General features: G+C 53.5%; 13 protein-coding genes and 1 tRNA gene. 4 read left to right on the forward strand and 10 right to left on the reverse strand.

Annotated elements, in window-relative coordinates; all coding sequences use genetic code 11:
• Positions 1–21: 21 nt before the first annotated feature.
• On the reverse strand, positions 22–1,479 hold the full coding sequence (locus tag AUQ42_RS04040; RefSeq protein WP_231856678.1) for a TrkH family potassium uptake protein: 1,458 nt from the start codon (positions 1,477–1,479) through the stop codon (positions 22–24).
• 217 nt (positions 1,480–1,696) lie between these two features.
• On the opposite strand from AUQ42_RS04040, the gene AUQ42_RS04045 reads away from it, so the two are divergent.
• Positions 1,697–2,419: a thermonuclease family protein gene (locus tag AUQ42_RS04045; protein WP_068517784.1), complete on the forward strand. Its 723-nt coding sequence runs from the start codon at positions 1,697–1,699 to the stop codon at positions 2,417–2,419.
• A gap of 62 nt (positions 2,420–2,481) precedes the next feature.
• On the opposite strand, the gene AUQ42_RS04050 is transcribed toward AUQ42_RS04045, so the two are convergent.
• The 6 genes from AUQ42_RS04050 to AUQ42_RS04075 all read right to left on the reverse strand — a co-directional run bounded on the left by AUQ42_RS04050 (position 2,482) and on the right by AUQ42_RS04075 (position 9,007).
• Positions 2,482–2,555: transfer RNA gene (locus tag AUQ42_RS04050), tRNA-Gly, on the reverse strand.
• Positions 2,556–2,770: 215 nt separating this feature from the next.
• Entirely contained in the window at positions 2,771–3,250 is a 480-nt protein-coding gene (gene gpt, locus AUQ42_RS04055) for a xanthine phosphoribosyltransferase (RefSeq protein ID WP_068517785.1), read from the reverse strand.
• A 183-nt stretch (positions 3,251–3,433) separates the two neighbouring features.
• A complete protein-coding gene (locus tag AUQ42_RS04060; RefSeq protein WP_068517786.1) occupies positions 3,434–5,329 on the reverse strand; it encodes a CHASE2 domain-containing protein in 1,896 nt (631 codons plus the stop codon).
• A complete protein-coding gene (locus AUQ42_RS04065; RefSeq protein WP_068517787.1) occupies positions 5,330–6,799 on the reverse strand; it encodes a M48 family metalloprotease in 1,470 nt (489 codons plus the stop codon).
• Positions 6,800–6,801: 2 nt separating this feature from the next.
• Entirely contained in the window at positions 6,802–7,212 is a 411-nt protein-coding gene (locus AUQ42_RS04070) for a hypothetical protein (RefSeq protein WP_068517788.1), read from the reverse strand.
• A 181-nt stretch (positions 7,213–7,393) separates the two neighbouring features.
• On the reverse strand, positions 7,394–9,007 hold the full coding sequence (locus AUQ42_RS04075; protein ID WP_068517789.1) for a tetratricopeptide repeat protein: 1,614 nt from the start codon (positions 9,005–9,007) through the stop codon (positions 7,394–7,396).
• A gap of 453 nt (positions 9,008–9,460) precedes the next feature.
• Here AUQ42_RS04075 and AUQ42_RS04080 point away from each other — a divergent pair, with 453 nt between their 5' ends.
• Positions 9,461–11,119, forward strand: a complete 1,659-nt coding sequence (locus AUQ42_RS04080) for a methyl-accepting chemotaxis protein (RefSeq protein WP_068517790.1) — start codon at positions 9,461–9,463, stop codon at positions 11,117–11,119.
• Positions 11,120–11,190: 71 nt separating this feature from the next.
• Here the strand turns inward: AUQ42_RS04080 and AUQ42_RS04085 are convergent, their stop codons facing one another.
• From AUQ42_RS04085 to ubiE, 3 genes are read right to left on the reverse strand one after another with little or no spacing between them, the layout of a single operon-like run.
• Entirely contained in the window at positions 11,191–11,643 is a 453-nt protein-coding gene (locus AUQ42_RS04085; RefSeq protein WP_068517791.1) for a GNAT family N-acetyltransferase, read from the reverse strand.
• Between the two features lie 30 nt (positions 11,644–11,673).
• Entirely contained in the window at positions 11,674–13,236 is a 1,563-nt protein-coding gene (gene ubiB / locus AUQ42_RS04090; RefSeq protein WP_068517852.1) for a 2-polyprenylphenol 6-hydroxylase, read from the reverse strand.
• Positions 13,237–13,249: 13 nt separating this feature from the next.
• On the reverse strand, positions 13,250–14,023 hold the full coding sequence (gene ubiE / locus AUQ42_RS04095; protein WP_068517793.1) for a bifunctional demethylmenaquinone methyltransferase/2-methoxy-6-polyprenyl-1,4-benzoquinol methylase UbiE: 774 nt from the start codon (positions 14,021–14,023) through the stop codon (positions 13,250–13,252).
• A gap of 155 nt (positions 14,024–14,178) precedes the next feature.
• Here ubiE and AUQ42_RS04100 point away from each other — a divergent pair, with 155 nt between their 5' ends.
• On the forward strand, positions 14,179–14,823 hold the full coding sequence (locus AUQ42_RS04100; RefSeq protein WP_068517795.1) for a phosphoribosylanthranilate isomerase: 645 nt from the start codon (positions 14,179–14,181) through the stop codon (positions 14,821–14,823).
• A gap of 117 nt (positions 14,824–14,940) precedes the next feature.
• Positions 14,941–15,936: an ion transporter gene (locus AUQ42_RS04105; RefSeq protein ID WP_068517797.1), complete on the forward strand. Its 996-nt coding sequence runs from the start codon at positions 14,941–14,943 to the stop codon at positions 15,934–15,936.
• Positions 15,937–16,046: the final 110 nt, after the last annotated feature.

The following is a 16,046-nucleotide window of genomic DNA, read 5'->3' on the forward strand; positions in this document are numbered from 1 at the left end:
CCGAAACAAGGGATGACGGGGTTAATCCCGCCAGAATGACGGCATCAAAAGCACCAGAAGGGTCTCGAATTCAAGTCGCCCAAGAACCATTGCGATATCAAGAATCCATTTCGCAGAATCCGGCAAGGACTGGAAATTGCCCGCCGGTCCGATGATGTTACCAAGACCCGGCCCCACATTGGCAAGTGACGTTGCCGCGGCACTCATCGACGTGATCAGATCAAGCCCCGTCATGCCAAGCGCGATGGTCACCGCGATATAGCTGACAGTCAGCAGGAACACATAAACCGTCACGGCATTATAGATGTCAGACGTGATTTCATGCCGGTCAATACGACTGACCACGACAGCCGACGGACTGCGCAGCCGCATGAAATGGGCACGCAACCCGGTAAACACGACATAAAGACGGAACATCTTGAAACCGCCCGATGTGGATCCGGAACATCCACCAATGAAGGTCGCAAAGAAAAACAGCATTACTGCTGCTGGTCCCCACAAAAGATAGTCCCCCGACGCAAACCCGGTGGTCGTTATGACCGACACAAGGTTAAATGCCGCCATGGTCAAAGACCGGAAAAGACTATCATCTGAAATCTGGGCCAAACGGATCGTCAGCAACACGGTAAAGCCCGCGATGATCAGACAGAACAGCTTGATCTGCTGATTGCCGATTACGGCCTGGATATTGCGTTTGCGCAGCACCACGGCATAGGCGGTAAACGGCAATCCACCGGCAAACATGAACAGAATGGCGATCCAGTGCAGCGACAGGCTGCTGTCAAACTTGGCAAAGGACAAATCCGACGTGGCATAGCCACCGGTCGACAATGTCGTCATTGCATAGTTGATGGCATCAAACCAGTTCATGCCAAATACGCGATACAAAACAAGGCACACGAAAGTCAGGCTGCTATAGATCAGGACGATCTGCAAACACATGTCGCGCATGCGCGGGCTGAGCTTTTCTGATCGATCGGAACTTTCCATCTGGAAAAGCTGCATCCCGCCAACCCGCATCATCGGCAACAATGCCAGTGCAGTGACGATAATCCCGATCCCGCCCAGCCATTGCATGATGGACCGCCACAACAGCAACCCCGGTGGCAACTGGTCAAGCCCGGACAGGATGGTCGATCCCGTTGTGGTCAGACCCGAAACCGTTTCGAACACGGCATCGCAAAAACTGATATCCAGCGACGAATACCAAAGCGGCAATGCCCCGGTTACACTGACAGCAATCCAGGACACAACGGTCAGGACATATCCCTGCCGGGCGGTGACACGCGGCCCAATATCCGATCGGCAGGCAAGGCACGCCATGCCGCCAAGTCCGATTGTCGTGATCGATGCCTGGGCAAAGATTTTCCAGTCAGGATTACCGTAATAAAGATCCACGGCAGCCGGCACCATCATCGAAATCCCGATGATAATGACCATAACCCCGACAACGAAAAAGATGGGTTGCAGACGAAACAAAGAAGCTTCCCTGTCAGCAAAAGACAAACCCGCTTGTAGCGCCAAATCCGGATCAATGCATCCTGTTATTGCGCATGGCACCTGCCACACCGCATGCTGTTTCAGACCTTAAAATCAAAGCCGGTCATCATTTTGCCGTTCTTTTTCCTTGTTCTTTTGATCTATCCGATGTGTCATTCGTCAAAGACCGATCCGTCGCCCAACCATCGAGGTCCCGTTGCAGCGTTTTGTCCGCCTTCTCATTCTGCTCGCAGTTCCCCTTTTGTTTGTCCTGGCGGTCTATGCTCAGGGCGGGCCGGTACATGCAGCAGACAAAACCCAGCACAGAGACAAGCTCGCCGGGCTGGAAGCCGAAGGACGCGATGTTGTCGTCATTGATGGCGATACCATCATCATCGACAATGTTGTTGCCGATATCGCGGGTATTGACGCCCCCGAACTTGGCCAGCAATGCCTTCATAATGGCAGTTTCTGGGATTGTGGCATGTCTTCGGCGATGCAGCTTCGCAAATATTTTGCCATGGCACCGTTCCCGGTGCAGTGCTGGCCCGGGGATCAGGAACGCTCGTCCAAACCGGGTGATTTCCCCATCGTGGAATGCGGAATTGGGGAACGTGACGTTGCCGCTGCAATGATCAGCGATGGCGAAGCACTTCCGATAAGCGGCTATTCACATCGCTATGACCGTTTGTCCGCAGAAGCCGACAACGCCGAAATCGGCATTCATGGCGGTGACATGATTGCCCCGGCCGACTGGCGGGACGGAAAACGCCTCGAAGGTGAAACAGGGCGATGCCTGTTCGTCGCGACAGCAGATCAGCACTATATCGGCACACTTGATCCGCGCTTTGGTAAAATCGAGGGCGTCAAATCCCCAAAAATTTGCAGCGACGAAGAAGCGCGCAGCCTTGACTACGACTACCTTGCCCCCGCCCCCTGAAAAAAGGGCACGGCTTGCCGCTGGCATACTACCAGATCAATTGTCGGATATGTCGGAAAGATTGGAGCGGGTGAAGGGAATCGAACCCTCGTATGCAGCTTGGGAAGCTGCCGTTCTACCATTGAACTACACCCGCAAAGCGCGCGTTTTATAGCCCGCTTTGTCACAGTGTGCAAGCAGATCAAAAGACAGCCTGGCAATTTATTTCCTTAAATCGGCCCTTCACGCCGGGGCACCTTCGCACAAAAAAAATCGCCCGGAGTTGCATCTGGAAACATCAACAGTTCCCTGATGGAAGTCCGGGCGATAATTCCGTCATTCTGACAAAAATCAGATGCGTGGGATCGTCACTTAGCGTGCGCGTTCGGAAATCGGCGCATTCACCGACAATTCCATATCCCACGGGAAGTAAATCCAGGTGTCCTGGGACACTTCGGTGACAAAACTGTCGACGATTTCACGACCAAGCGGCTTGGCATATACAGTGGCGAAATGCGCATTCGGCAGCTTTTCACGAACGGCCTTTGCGGTTTTACCGGTATCGACCAGGTCATCAATGATCAGCATATCGGTGCCGTCACCTTCGATGCCTTTGAGCCATTCCAGTTCGCCACGGCTTTTGTCGGAATAGCTGCGCACACAAACCGTATCAATCAGGCGAATATCAAGCTCACGTGCAATGATCGCCGCAGGAACCAGCCCACCGCGGGTAATCGCGATAATGCCTTTATACGGGCCTTTTTCCAAAAGACGCCATGCCAATGCACGTGCGTCGCGATGCATCTGTTCCCAAGATACCGGGAAACCTTTGTTATACGGAGCTTCGCTCACAAGAATTCTCCTGCGCCAGATCAGTTCGCCAAAACGGGTGGTCTTCACATCGTGAACGATACCAAACCGTCAAGGACCGCAACTCATAAAAATTTAAGGCGCTTAACTACGCCTTGTTTGCAGCAAAGGCAAGGGCAGCCGTCATTTGCCGCAACCAATCCACCTTCGGACAATAGCGCAAAATTAAACAGTTGCAGATTTTTCAATAGCTTCGGCTGAATTTTCTTGGCGGTCATGTTCTGCACCTTCTGCCAATTCATTGTCCTGCGCAAACAGCGAGCGCACAAACGGTATGTAACTCAGCATGCCCAAACCGATTACCGCCAGCCAATTGACCGGGGCAATAGACAGCACAGACAGCTCCAGCACAATTGCGCCGAACGTCACGATCGCAACACTCAAAACCAAATCGAGCAAACAAATCAAAACCATGAACCAGTTGCGCGCGAGCTGGCGGTCACGCAAGTCAAGTTGTTCCGTCCAATGGTATTCTGCATTGCGATTCCCTGACCTGCCCCGAAGAAGTTTCGGGATCTTTGGGACAAACTTCATCATCGACAAAAACATTGAAAGTTTGTTCGCCAAAATCAGTCCGAAATATTCAAGAGGATTGCACTCCCTGTCTTGGGCATTGCTGGCGTGTGGCAACGCAGGAAACGACCGCCGCGCAAGCCCGGCCAGTCCAAAACGTAAAAAGACAATGATCGCCAGTGTCATGATTTCAATCAGGTCCGCTGTCAGCCAGAAACTGTATGTTGCCTTGTCAGAAAGATATGCTGACCCGTTGCTCAGAAGGTTTTCCAACGCCATTGCATGCAGGAAGACGCCCGGAATATCCGTATCAAGCGTTGGTGGTCGAACCACATCCTGAAACCCCTGGAGGTTCTGACCATACATCACAATGCGATCTTTAAAATTTTCCACCCATCGTCCGGCAGAAGGGGTGTCACGATAAACCTGTTCTGCAGAAATTGTGTGAAACGGTGCACAGTTGACGTCGGCGCGCGCCCCGATTCCAAACAGCGTCGCCAAATTGCCAGTTATTCGTTTGGCAACATTCGGGTCGCTATATTGCGGACCGCATTCATAGGGTGGAATGACATTCCCGGATTGATCATATGCCTTTGTCCAGGCCGAATAGTCCGCTTGCCGGTCCGGCCATGACAGCCACATCGGACGGACCAACAAATCGTCCCGCCATGCCAGCCATTCCGATTTGTCTGTTTTGGGCGGCATAATCAATGCCTGGTCACAGTTCCAACCACGCCTTATGGATTTTGCGCGCTCTTTGCCAGAACAAAAATGCTGATAGATCGTTGTTGCTGCTGCGGTAATTCCGGAAACATCGCATCCAAGAAGGTTACCATTCCCCGTCCGACGCATGACTGCATCATCACAAAGCGGCAAATCATCATCCTGGAGATTTGCAACGCGCCCGGCGTTGCGTAATTCAGGGGCCAATTGATATGAAAGTGCCCTGATATCAGCCTGGCCTCGCAAATCACCCCAGCCCGATACCAGTGTTACGTATGGTGCTAGCTCTGACAGAACAGCGTGATGCTGATAAAAGTTAAGCGCCCCAGCCTGCAAATATACCGGAATATCCATCATCTGGTACATCTGCAACGTACTGACCAGCATCGTCAGGCTGTCGTCATGGACATAAAGCTCGGGCATCCATTCGTCAGCAAGAACACCTTGCGGTGCTGCCGCGCGCCGGTCGCGGAAGGTAAAATCGATGAACAGTGCCTTTGGCTTTGCTGTCAGCAACTTGCGCAAAACCTTGGCATGCAATCCATATACCGCGGGCCAGCTTGATTTCAGCCCCGCCAGGGATTCGTCATCAAGAAGAATAACGCCAATATCATCCACCCGACTGGCTGGATATAGCGGTGCCCCAACTGTCTGGCTGAAGACAGCATAGCTGTATTCATCAACCGCATCCCCAATGGAATCCGGCTCGATCAGCAAAATAATCGCGGCCAGGGCGACGTTGATTACCCCCCACCACACTGGCTTGAGACGGGCAACTTTGAGTTCTTTTTGTTGCCCGTCGCTACGAAAACTTTCTTGCCCCATTTACATACCGGCCATTTGTCCGGCGGGGGAATTTCCCGCGCACATGGCACGCTGTTGCGGATACCGGGTAACACATCCGATCAGCAGTTCGTTTTCACGTACTTTGTTGCCGCTTGCTTTTACAAGTGGATACAAAAACCGGTAAGTTTCAAGTGGCCAGTCATAGTAGGTCGCAACCTCTTCAACCCGGTTGAACGCCGTTTCGGTATTCCCTAGCGATTTAAGAATCTCGGCCCGCTTCATTTCAACCGGCAAGGCAAGAATCTCGCCATTGCCGATAAGGTCAATATTCTGGGCTGCTTTCTTGAGGTTCCCCTGACGTTCGCGAACTTTGGCGAAGGCCCAGCGTGTGTATGGATGACTTGCCGTCGGTCCGCTTACGGCCTTGCGGGCATCAGCTTCAAGAACTCTCAGATCAATTTCACTGTCGTCACTTTCCAAGGTCTGCAAGATTTCGGCTGCTACCCGGTAATTTTCCAAGGTGCGTTTGTTGCGCTTCACGACAGAATCAAACGCGTCTTTGTGAACCATCCTGCTGGCACGCTCCGGCATGTATTCCCGCATACCATAAGCAAATATTTCCTCGGCACGTTCTGCTGCGTCATCATGCTTTGCTGCAAGAGTTTGCTGAATTGTGCTGACCGCGTTTCCGAGCTCGGAAAGGAACTGGTTCAGCAGAACATTGTCCTCGCCTTTCGGCTGGAATTGCATCTGAAGAAACAGTTCAAGCTGGTTTCTGGTGACCTGGTAATTTGCACCGAACTTTTCTTCTGCTTCTTTGGCCACTTCAAAATAGCCAGATGCTCCTTTCGGCTGGTAGCCGGCTTTCACCATCAAATCCAGACCAAGATAATCTGCAACCCGCTCCTGGCTCCGATCCCAGTTGGGCAACAAAAGATCACGCAAGATCAGGTCACTTCCATACATCTGCCCTGCCTTGCGAAGCAGGTCGCTTTGGTTATTTTCATTCCCAAGCGCAATATCCGCAGCTGTCAAAAGATACGGACGCAGCATGGAAAACAGGTTTTCCGGGGTATGCTGCATCAAGACGTGGCTGTATTCATGGCCAATCAAAAAGGCCAGTTCGTCTTCGCTGCGCAGATATTCGAATGCCGAATGATAAAGAAACACTACACCTTCACGTGCGGCATGTGCGCCCGGTCCGGAATTGCCGATCAAAACGACCTCGGCTTTCGGTGCCCCGACTGGTGCAACGGCAATTATCTTGTCCAGTACCCCTTGGGCATAGTCCTGAAGCTCGTTGATCGGGGCCTCTCCGATTGACTGGGCCATGACCATAGCTTTCGCCGAATGGATTTCCTCAATCGTGTATTTCTTGGCTTCCGGAATAGAAACCGTATCGATCAACTTTCCTTTTTCCGGAATTGAATCCGAAAGAAATTGCATATCTTTGACGCAACCGGTCAGCGTCATCGCGCCAACGACCAGGATCAAACCCAGCTTTTTCATTTTTATTTCCCCTTAGCCGAGACGCAGTCAGCACCCGCGCCCCGTGTCCCCTTACCGCCGAGTGTCCCGATGTCTCCTCCGCAGACAACCGGGCTACGTGCGACTTCTTTGCCCTGCACGACAATCATGTCGTCAGGAATCCAGTAGATTTTCTGTTCATCGAGAAAACGGACTTGGTACGCCCCGAAATTCTTGCTGTCGTGCGAATAGAAAACGACCTGAGCGGGAAAATTTTCCCCCAGGACCATTCGCTCGCATTTTCGGGATTCGCCACCAGAATCACACATGACAACGGGGAACGCGGGATGGGTAACAGTGACCCCTCGAATTTCTTCGTTCTGTGCAAAAGCACTGCTAGTACCAAGCACACATACAACTGCGGCCACAAAACCAGACCGAATTAGAGCTGCCATCCGATGTCCCCCAATCATGTATCCCGGACACAACCGGTACATGTGAAGCATCATGCATCTTCGAAAAAGATGATGTAACTGTTCGAAGGGGAACTTGTGCTATCCAATCAGATAGTTAGAGGTCTTTCGGATTTCACATAAACCCGAAAAACATCAACTTACCTTGCCGAACTTATCACTTCTAAATTGCAGCTTCGTTTCTTTGGCGTGCCTGCAGCAGCGTCAAAAAGTCGCCTGTCAGCTTTTTGACCGGTACCGTCCAGTCGTTCGGGTCCTGTTGCCGATAAATCCGCATGGTCGGATACCATGGACTATCGGCGCGATCGACCATCCACCGCCAGTCGGTTGTGAACAGTTGCAGCATCCAGACTGGAACGCCCAGCGCACCGGCAAGATGGGCCGGTGAACTGTCAATGGTGATCACAAGATCCATTGCCTGCATCAGGGCCGCACTGTCCCCGAAATCATGAATATGGTCGCCAAGGTCGGTCACAAAGGCCTGAAGACCGATCTTTTCGATGTCGCCGCGACGATCATCGATCTGGAAACTGTAAAAGGCGGCCCCTTTGGCCGACAGGATCGGCAGCAGCATATCAAGCGGACAGGACCGGTCACGGGGATTGAGTTTCCCGGCCCAGATCAATCCGACCTTGAGAACCGTACCCGGGGTCGGCGCCAGCCGGACCTGTTTGCCAGGCGGCGGCGAAAGATAAGGGTCAGCCGAGATCTTTTGCAGTTCCGCAGCCCCGATCCCCATCACATGCGGCAAGCTCAGAAGCGGGACGTGCACATCGAATTCCGGTAACGGGCGGCCTTTTTCAATCAACGTCCCGACACCGGCCACAGTACGCATGATCGGCATCAGTTCCTTGCGACATTCAAGAATGACGTGCCCCGCCTTTTTGGCGACCAGTGGCACAAACCGGGCAAACTGTATCATGTCGCCAAAGCCCTGCTCGGCGCGCAGCAAAATCCGTTTGCCCCGAAGGTCGGATTTGCCATCCCATTCCGGTGCAGTATCAAGGGGCCGAATCGGATTGTCCGCCAACTTGCGCCGGGTTTCATACCCGGCCCAGCCATCAGCATAATTGCCCAACGCCAGATGCGCCAACGCCTTGTCCCAGTTGGCGTCGACATAATCGGGATCAATCGCAAGCGCGCGGTCGAAATATTCCAGCGCCTGCTCAAACCGGTTGAGATCACGATAGACAAGACCGGCATTGAACGTGTGCGACTTGATGCTGTCATCAAGTTCGATGGCCTTTTCATGCGCGACAATGGCCTCGTCAAAACGCATCATTTCACGCAGGCAGTTTCCCATGTTCGACCACAGTCCGGCATTGTCCGGACGCAGTTCCCCAGCCCGGCGATACGCCAGAAGGGCCGCTTCGAATTTCTTGCTGCGCCGGAGCGCAACACCAAGATTGTTCCACACGTCGGGCTGTTGCGGGTTTTGCCGCAAGGCGGCGCTGTAAAGACGGATCGCATCGTCAATCTGGCCGGCCTGATGAGCCGCCAGTCCACGCTGGAACAGATCATTGATCACACGGCGCCGCTGAATGGCGGCCGCGTTTTCAGCCCCACCATTGGGTCCCGTTTTCCCGGTGGCAGGTTTGGATTGGGTATCACCGCTCGGTGATGCATCGCGCGTGTCGGTATTGCTTTGGGCTTCCTGACTTTTCGGGGAAACAGCAGACTCATCTGCCGGATCTGCCTTAACTGTCTTTTTGGTCGCTGACGATTTGGTGCCTTTTTTGGCCTGTCGCTTTTTCGCCGTTGTCGCAGATTTAGCCATCCTGATCCCCTTGTGCCCCGCACGTTTCCTGATCGGGGCAAACCCGTGTGCGATGACACGGACATCTGACTGCACGCCATCGCCCTATCGAGTCGGCGGCATATCTTCACATAAGCACATTAGTATATTTTACCAAAAATTACCTAACCAATAGCCGTATTTGTCGTTTCAATTCACAGAAACCGAATATTCGCCAAACCCGTCGTTTCTTGTTTCGGGAATGTGACTGTATGGGGTAGCCTCAATCGCAGGAAGAGAAGGTTTTACTCAACTTCTACGTCCCCACACGGTAAAGTGGATAAAATATAAAAACGCAGAATGATCCTGATTCCTTAAGATTCAGGAAAACAGTCTGCCAAAACCTGTCAGGCTTCGTACCAGATCAATGGCGAACTGCGCGACAGTATATCTAGGGAAGCGACTTAAAGCCTTTGAAGGAGTGGGAGACCATAAATGGCTGAACCAAAAAGATCCGGTGCTTCTGTCGGACGAAAAGTTATCTTCGTTATCGTCGCACTTCTGGTCGTGGGCTTTGGCTCCATGATGACCATTCAAACTGTTTCGCAGCACGAAGCCATGCTCGAAATCATGTATAATGAATCGGTCGAAAAAACCGAAATGCTGTCGACTGCAGTCCAGCCAGGTTTCATTGCGATGGATGGTGCGTCCGTCGAAAAAGAATTTCGCAAAATCACCGACAAGGAAGGTTCACAGCTTGCCAGCCTGATCGCGGCCAATCCCGGTGGTGACGCCATTGGCACCTATCAGTCAGAAACCCTGCGCCAACATGATCTTCCTGCCTTGGTCGAGCCCTATCTTGAACAGATCGAAAACAAGGAAGTCGTCAGCTTCATTTCCGAAGACGCGGTCATTGTCGCAGCCCCCATCACCAAATATTCCAAACGCCGCGATGAAGACCAGTATCGCGGTATGCTGGTGACAGCCTGGTCTCTTGATCGGGTAAATGCCGAAGTCAAACAGGCGGTCATCATTCAGGTTGCCCTTGCTGCTGCGATCCTTGTGGTTCTTCTGGGCGCGACCTGGATTGTGTTGCGCAACCAAATCCTGACCCCGATGGTCAAGATCAATGGTGCGATGCGATCACTTGTTGATGGCGATCTTGATGTCGATGTTCCGGGCGTCGGGCGCAATGACGAAATCGGCGAAATGGCGTCGTCTGTTGAAATCTTCAAGGAAAATGCCAAACGCGTTGCCCAGCTTGATCGCGAACGCGAACAGGAACGCGAACGCGCCGAAGCCAAACGCCGCGAAGCCATGGTTGGCCTTGCCGGACGCTTTGAGCAGACCGTTATGGGCGTGGTTGATGGCGTATCGGGTGCATCCGGTGAAATGCAACAGGTCGCCCAGACAATGGTTGCCGCAGTCCAGCAGAACGAAGCTGGTTCCCAGGCTGTGGTCGCGGCCGTGGAACAGGCCAATCACAGTGTGGAAACCGTCGCCAGTGCCGCCGAAGAACTGGCCGTTTCCATCCGCGACATCAGTGCGCGCGTCAATGAAACATCCAATATCACCGCCAATGCCAGCACCGAGGCCGTTCGCGTTAACGAAATGGTCCAAGGGCTTGATGTTTCCGCCCAGAAGGTCGGCGAAGTGGTTCAGATCATTCAGGCCATCGCAGAACAGACCAACCTTCTGGCCCTGAACGCCACGATCGAGGCCGCCCGTGCCGGTGACGCCGGCAAGGGCTTTGCCGTGGTCGCCAACGAGGTCAAAAACCTTGCCAACCAGACCGCACGTGCGACCGAAGATATTTCTGCCCAGATTTCCGGTATTCAGGGATCAACCCAGGAAGCTGTCGGTGCGATCGAAGGCATCACCAGCATCATCGCCAATCTGAATGAAATCGCCACCGAGGTCGCAGCCGCGGTCGAGGAACAAGGCCAAGCTACGACGGAGATTTCCAACTCGGTCCAGCAAGCTGTTCAAAGCACGCAGGAAGTGACCAATCACATCCATGAAATGCGTGAAGCCGCCCGTCAGACCGGCGAGGCCGCCCATCAGGTACTTGGTGCATCTGACAAGCTTAACAGCCAATCGGGCACATTGCGCGGTGAAGTCGGCAACTTCCTTGACGAAGTCCGTGCAAGCTAAGCCATCTGCCACTGACCAAAAAAAAACGCCGCCCGGCAATCCGTGGCGGCGTTTTCTTTTACTGGGTTTCTTCAGCGCAGCGGATCGCGCTTTTGGGCATTCTCATCAACGCGCATCATCATCAGATCATCCAGATCCTCGTAACCGTGCTGACGGTAAAGCGGTTGCATATCATCGGTCGCCAGCACCCATCTTTTCACCCGGCGAAGATCGGGATGCGTGTGCAAGGCGTCAAGCATCCGGGCAGCAATCCCGCGCCTGCGAAAGTCGGGATCAACAAACACGTCAGCGACATAGGCAATGGCAATCTGATCACTGACCACCCGCGCAAAGCCGACTTGCCGGCCGTCGCAAAAGGCCCCGACCGGAAATGACATTTCGACAGACCGGTCAAATTCGCCACGGGTCCGCCCACCCGACCAATAGGATGACGCGATAAAGCCATAACAATAGGCAAGATCAATGCGCGCGCGATCCGTACTGATTTCGACTTTGATGTCGGCTCGATCAGTATCGTCGGTCATAAGGACAAGCTCCCGGAATGACAGGTGCGGCTATTTCAGATAGACCGCAACACCCAGCGCAATGATCGCCACCCACAGAACAAGTGTCTGGCGCGAAATGCCCGTCGACTTGTTTTGGCCATTACCCGATTTTCCGCGCATGGCGGCCACCGTTTCAGGATGCAGTCGCAACCCCTGATCGGTCAGAACCGAGGATGCCTTTTCCGCGGCCTCAAGCACGCGGGGCAAACGTCGCAACATTGATCCGGCCTGAAGGGCTGCTTCCTTGACCTTGGCTTCCGGGCCAAGGTTTTCACGCATCCAGTCTTCGATCAGCGGACGCGACAGTTCCCACATGTTTTCATTCGGGCTGAGGATACGTGAAAGTCCCTCGGCAACGATCATGGTTTTCTGAAGCATCAGAAGCTGCGGCTGGGTTTCCATCCCGAACTGTTCGGTAATCTGGAACAACTGGCCCAACAAGCGCCCGACCGAAATATCGGCCAGTTCCTTGCCCAGGATCGGCTCGCCAATTGACCGGCATGCCTGCTGGAACGTTTCAAGCGACTGGTTGCGCGGCACATAGCCCGCTTCGAAATGAACCTCGGCCACGCGATGGTAATCGCGCGTCAGGAAGCCCAGAAGCATTTCCGCCAGATACAGACGTGTCTGCTTATCAACACGTCCCATGATGCCGAAATCAACAATGCTGACCCGACCGGTTTCATCGACAAACAGGTTGCCCGGATGCATGTCGGCATGGAAAAACCCGTCGCGGAAAACCTGCTGGAAAAACGCGCCCGCCGCCTTGGCCAAAAGGGCTGAACGATCAATTCCCATACGATCAAGGGCCTCGACATTGTCGATACGCACGCCTTTGACCCGTTCCATGGTCATCACATGTTCGGCCGTTCGTTCCCAATCAATCTGGGGAATGTAATAGGTCGGATCATCTTCGAAATTATCGCGGAATTCCGATGCCGCGGCCGCCTCAAAACGCAAATCCATTTCAAGATGGACACTGTCTTCAAGCGCCTTGACGGTTTCAACCGGTTTCAGGCGACGCAAACGCGGCTGGGTCAATTCGACAATTTCGGCAACCCAGTAAAACAGATCAAGATCACGGGCAAACCGTACCTTGATATCGGGTCGCAGCACCTTGACCGCGACTTCGCGGCCATCTGTTGTGGTGGCAAAATGAACCTGCGCGATTGATGCTGCTGCAACTGGCGTTTCATCGAACTCGGCAAACAGAACATCAAACGGTTCGGCCAGCTGCTCGGTAATGATCCGTTTTGCAACTTTGGCCGAAAAGGGCGGCAAGCGGTCCTGAAGCGACGACAGATCGGCAGCAACATCATCACCAATCAGATCGGATCGCGTCGCAAGTGTTTGCCCAAGCTTGATGAATGCCGGTCCGAGTTCTTCGAGTGCGCGCGCCAGACGCCGCCCCGGCGGCAACCCGGACCGCCCGGAAAACGGGGCTGTCAAACGGGCAAAAAATGCCAGAATTTTTCCACCCGGCACAAGGGCCAGCGGAAACAGGGCATCATGACGTGCCAGGGTCCGCGCCATGGCAAGCAGGCGAAAGCTGTTTCGGACAAACCGGATCATGCGCCAAGCACCCTCAAACCCGCCAACCGGAATGAATGGCGGCAATCCCGCCCGACAGGTTGCGGTATTTGACCCGCTCGAACCCGGCCGCACGGATCATCGACGCAAAGGTTTCCTGATCCGGGAATTTGCGAATGCTTTCGGCCAGATACTGATACGCTTCGCGGTTCCCCGCGATAAAGCGACCAATTTCCGGCAAAAGCTTGAACGAATAGGTATCGTAAAGCTTGTCGAAGCCCGGCACGACGACCTTGGAAAATTCAAGGCACTGGAACTTTCCGCCGGGCCGCAAAACACGGAACGCCTCGGAAAGGGCTTCTTCGATGCGGGTAACGTTGCGGATGCCAAAAGCAATGGTATAGGCATCAACCGAGTGATCGGGCAGCGGCAGTTTCTGCGCATCGCCAACGGTCCAGTTGATGTTTTTCAAAATCCCGTGGTCAGCCGCCCGGTCGCGTCCGACATGCAGCATTTCATAGTTGATGTCGCATACCGTGACCGAACCACCGCCATTTTTCAAAAAGCGGAATGCGATATCACCCGTACCACCTGCAACGTCCAGAAGCTTCATGTTCGGGCGCGGCTTAAGCTCGTTGATGAACGTGTCTTTCCACAGACGGTGGATACCGCCGCTCATCAGATCGTTCATCAAATCATATTTGGACGCGACAGTGTCGAAAACCTCGCGCACCATGGATGCCTTCTGGCTTTCAGGAACATCCCGAAACCCGAAGTGGGTTGTGTTTTCGCCGTTTTCGCCCGCGGCAGGGTCTGTATGCTTGCTCATGATCGGGAAAATAGCGCAGCAATGATTATCCTGCCAGTGGAAAGCCATCGGAAATCGCAAATATCCTGTCGATATGATGCAGTTTCTGCTAAGTGACTCAGACGCACCAATTGTTTGCCGTGCGAATTAGAGTGACGACAAGACAGGATACCCCGATGAGCTGCATGGTCAAAATCTGTGGAATCAACAGCGAAGATGCCCTTATCGCGGCCATGAGTGCCGGGGCAGATGCATTGGGCTATGTGTTCTTTCCACCAAGCCCGCGCCACATATCGCTCAAGGGTGCCAAAACCCTGACCGAACGGGTCCCCAACAGCATCCTGAAGGTCGGCCTGTTCGTCGAAGCCGGTGACGAGGCACTTGAAAATGCGATCAAGGCCGGAAGCCTTGATGTCATTCAGCTCCATGGCAAGGAAAGCCCCGAACGCGTCGCAGCGGTCAAGGAACGTTTCGGTCTCAAGGTGATGAAAGCCATTTCGGTAAGTACCGCTGATGACATCGAAAATGCCAAGTCCAACTATGACGACGTTGCCGATTTCCTGCTGTTTGATGCCAAACCACCCAAGGACAGCGTTCTGCCCGGTGGCAATGCCGTGTCTTTTGACTGGACGTTGCTGACCGGTCAGAACTTCAAAAGCGACTGGATGCTTGCCGGTGGTCTTGATCCCAATAACGTCGCCGAAGCCGTCGAGATATCCGGTGCGCCATGGGTAGACGTCTCATCAGGTGTCGAAAAATCCAAGGGTGTAAAAGACGCCCGGAAAATCGCCGATTTTGTTCGCGCGGCAAAAGGCTATTGATCACCAAATTGATCAGGGCCGGAAAATAAGGCCCTGATAATTTAACCATTTCTGAAGCGATTGGCGCAAAACTCACCTGGCAATCAATACTCTATTGCCGGATCGGGCTTGCGCGACATGACAGCGACTCTTCGTTCAAAGACACATAAATTGCTCCATGGTGTTGAACGCCATTCGCGCCTTTCCCTGTTCGTTCACCTGATTCTGGCCAGTGCGATTGTCATCAATGTCGTGTCGGTGATTTTTGACTCGGTCCACGAACTGGCCGAAAGATACTATCTGCAATTCGCCATCATCGAGATCGTTTGCACCCTGATCTTCACCGTCGAATATGCATTGCGGGTCTGGTCCGCCCCCGATGACGAACGTTTCAGCGGTCGCCCATGGGCACGCCTGCGCTATATGTTCACGCCGATGGCGCTGATTGATCTTCTGGCGATCCTGCCGATCCTTCTGTGGTTCTTTACATCTATCGATTTGCGATTTGTGCGGATCATCCGGTTGCTGCGTTTGCTGAAATTCACCCGCTATTCCACCGGGCTGGAATTGATGTTGCTGGTGTTTCGACAGCAATTGGGCATTTTTGGTGCCGCCAGCGCCGCACTGGCCTGTATGCTGGTATTCAGTGCCGGTGCGATCTATGTCGCCGAACATGAAGCCCAGCCGGACGCCTTTGGCAACCTGCTTAAGGCACTGTATTGGAGCGTCATTACCCTTGCCACGGTCGGCTATGGCGACGTTGTGCCAATTACACCGTTTGGCAAATTCCTGGCAAGTGTCATTTCCCTGACCGGGATCGGGATTGTTGCGGTTCCGGCCGGTATTCTGGCATCGGCTTTCAATGCGGAATTGCGACGTCGCGAAAATGAATACCGTCATCAGGCCACCCGTCAGCTGATGGGCAAACGTCTGACCGAACGGGTTCGCCACAAACTGAAATCCCATCAGGAAGAACTCGGGATCAGTGACGAACAGGCCCAATCTGTTCTTGATGACATCCGCGACGTTCACCGCAATGAAAGTGACGAGATTCTTACCTGTCCGCATTGCCATCAGCCCCTGCACATGGAACTCAAAGAGGCAGAAGGCAACAGCTCGACGCAAAAGCCTTGACGCCGGGAAATTTTGCGCACATGGTTTGAGCCATGAAAACACATGGCATGAACCCGATCCGTATTTCCAATCGTTGGTGGTGGCTCGCTTAAGCGGGCGGCCAATACACA

This window comes from Thalassospira sp. MCCC 1A02491, from assembly GCF_001613785.1.
In the GTDB taxonomy this organism is placed as follows: Bacteria; Pseudomonadota; Alphaproteobacteria; order Rhodospirillales; family Thalassospiraceae; genus Thalassospira; species Thalassospira povalilytica.